Source organism: Variovorax sp. P1_H12_2, assembly GCF_056405335.1.
Genome location: NZ_JBFUCI010000650.1, coordinates 1 through 2,244, shown reverse-complemented (window position 1 = coordinate 2,244; position 2,244 = coordinate 1). Strand labels below are relative to the sequence as shown.

The 2,244-nt window shown below is 64.7% G+C and carries 3 protein-coding genes; 1 reads left to right on the top strand and 2 read right to left on the bottom strand.

Annotated features, from left to right (window positions below):
• Window positions 1-674 (bottom strand): ferritin family protein (locus AC1D2K_RS33735; RefSeq protein WP_478094673.1); only part of this gene is annotated, 674 nt, incomplete at its 3' end.
• Window positions 675-803: 129 nt separating this feature from the next.
• Here AC1D2K_RS33735 and AC1D2K_RS33730 point away from each other — a divergent pair.
• A complete protein-coding gene (locus AC1D2K_RS33730) occupies window positions 804-1,451 on the top strand; it encodes a glutathione peroxidase (RefSeq protein WP_478094671.1) in 648 nt (215 codons plus the stop codon).
• 488 nt (window positions 1,452-1,939) lie between these two features.
• On the opposite strand, the gene AC1D2K_RS33725 is transcribed toward AC1D2K_RS33730, so the two are convergent.
• On the bottom strand, window positions 1,940-2,244 hold a 305-nt coding region (locus AC1D2K_RS33725), incomplete at its 5' end, for a glutathione S-transferase C-terminal domain-containing protein (protein WP_478094669.1).

The following is a 2,244-nucleotide window of genomic DNA, read 5'->3' as shown; positions in this document are numbered from 1 at the left end:
AGCCAGTCCGGATCGGGCACGCGGCTCTGGATCGTGTCGTTCGGGAACAGCGCCTTGTTGACGTGCAGGTTGGTCGGATGCAGCGCCTGCGCGGTGCGGCGCGCGCTGGCCATCAGCACGCCGACCTTGGTGAAGGCCGAGCGCGCCTCGTCGCCGAATTTTTCCATCGCGCGCTTCATGTAGCGCAGGTAGGCGCCGCCGTGGCGGGCCTCGTCCTGGCTCAGCGTGGTGTAGATGTGCTTGATGACCGGTTCGGTGTGCCACTCGGCCGCGCGGCGGTACCAGTGGTTGAGGCGGATCTCGCCGCAGAAATGCAGCATCAGCGTCTCGAGCGGCGGAGCCGGGTCGAAATCGAAGCGCACATCGTGCAGTTCCTGCTCGGTCGGCGCGTGCTGCGGGCTGAAGCGCTTCAGGTATTCCATCAGCACCAGCGAGTGCTTCTGCTCCTCGAAGAACCAGATCGACATGAAGGCCGAGAAGTCGCTGTCATGGCGGTTGTCGCGCAGGAACATCTCGGTGGCCGGCAGCGCGGCCCATTCCGTGATCGCGTTCATCTTGATGGTCTGGGCCTGCTCTTCGGTGAGCCGGGTTGCGTCGAAAGACTGCCAAGGAATATCCTTGTCCATGTCCCAGCGGACAGATTCGAGTTGTCTGAAGAGTTCCGGATAAAGCATCAATGTCTTTCTTAAGCCATGGGATTTTAGTCGGGAGGCCGGACACGCCCGTGACAGGCGCGCGATGATCGGGATTTGCCCGGCGCCAGAAACCGAATTCCTGCGCACTTTCACTCGGGAAATCGCAAAATGCCAATGCCCATCCGGCCGACAGTGCTTCTCGTTCCGGCGCTCGCCCTCGCGGCGTGCCTGATCCCGGCCGCGGCCACGGCCCAGAGCACCCCGCAGGCCCCTTCTTCCGCCGCCGCGCCCGCCTGCCCGGCCCTCCTGCAGCACAGCTTCCCGCGGTTGCAGGACGAAAAGCCCCAGGCGCTGTGCCAGTACGCCGGCAAGGTGGTGCTGGTGGTCAATACCGCCAGCTTTTGCGGCTTCACACCGCAGTACAAGGGCCTGGAAGCGCTGGACAGCAAGTACCGCGAGCGCGGGCTGGTGGTGCTCGGTTTCCCCTCGAACGACTTCGCCCAGGAAGCGGGCTCGAACAAGGAGATCGCCGACTTCTGCGAAAGCACCTTCGGCGTCAAATTCCCGATGTTCGCGAAATCATCGGTCCGGGGGCCGGAGGCCAACCCGCTGTTCAAGCARCTGGCGCAACTCTCCGGAACGACGCCCAAGTGGAACTTCTATAAATACCTGATCGGCCGCGACGGCAAGGTGGTGGACTCCTATTCGAGCCTGACCTCGCCGGACGACCGCGCCTTCGTGCGCGAGATCGAAAAGCAGTTGAACGCAGCGCCGCTCGCGGCGGCCAGGTCGGATTCCGCAACACTTTCGAACTAGTCACAAACGCTTACTCATCGAGCGGGAACCCGGTCGCCGCCCCATGCTCATACCGTTTCCGGGCACGTAGGGCCCGGTCGTTTTCTTTTCATGTTGCGAGGTCTTCCAGGCGCTTGCCGTCAGGTTGAAATCCCGAGGCGATTCTTCTCCTCCTCCCTCCCTCCCTCCTTCGTCCGGGGCGCCTCGCAACATCTTTATCTCGGGGATAGTGCTCGCCCCCAGGTTGCCCGCACTTCGTGTCGGGCGCSCACCCCCTACCGGGGGCAACACCAGCGGCCCGGCGGAGCCGGTTCCGCGGTGTTTCACCAATGGCCTGGCTTCGCCGGCCTCGCAAACTGAAAAGCCCCGCATCGCGGGGCTTTTCTTGTTTGGGGCTGCGCGTAGCGCGCCTGTTCGGGGGCTGCCGCGGAACCGGCTTCGCCGGGCCGCCGGCTGCGCCCCCTGCAAGGGGGTGGGCGGCTACACGAAGTGAGCCAACCTGGGGGTGTTCAAGGTGCTGTGTCGGCGAAGCTGGGGCGGAGCATCAGCTTGTCGTAGAGGCGGACCAGATTGGAATGGTCGGCGCGCCAATCGATTTCGGGGAAGCGATAGCCGATCCAGCCCAGGGCACAGCCGAYGGCGATGTCGGACAGGCTCAGGTGGATGCCGCTGCAAAAGGGCTTGTCGGCCAGGCCCTTGGCCATGGCGGCGATGCCGGCCGTGACCTTGCCGCGCTGGCGGTCCATCCAGGCCTGGCTGCGCTCGCTGTCGGCGCGCAGCGTCCAGATGGCTTCCATGCGCAGCAGCACGCCGG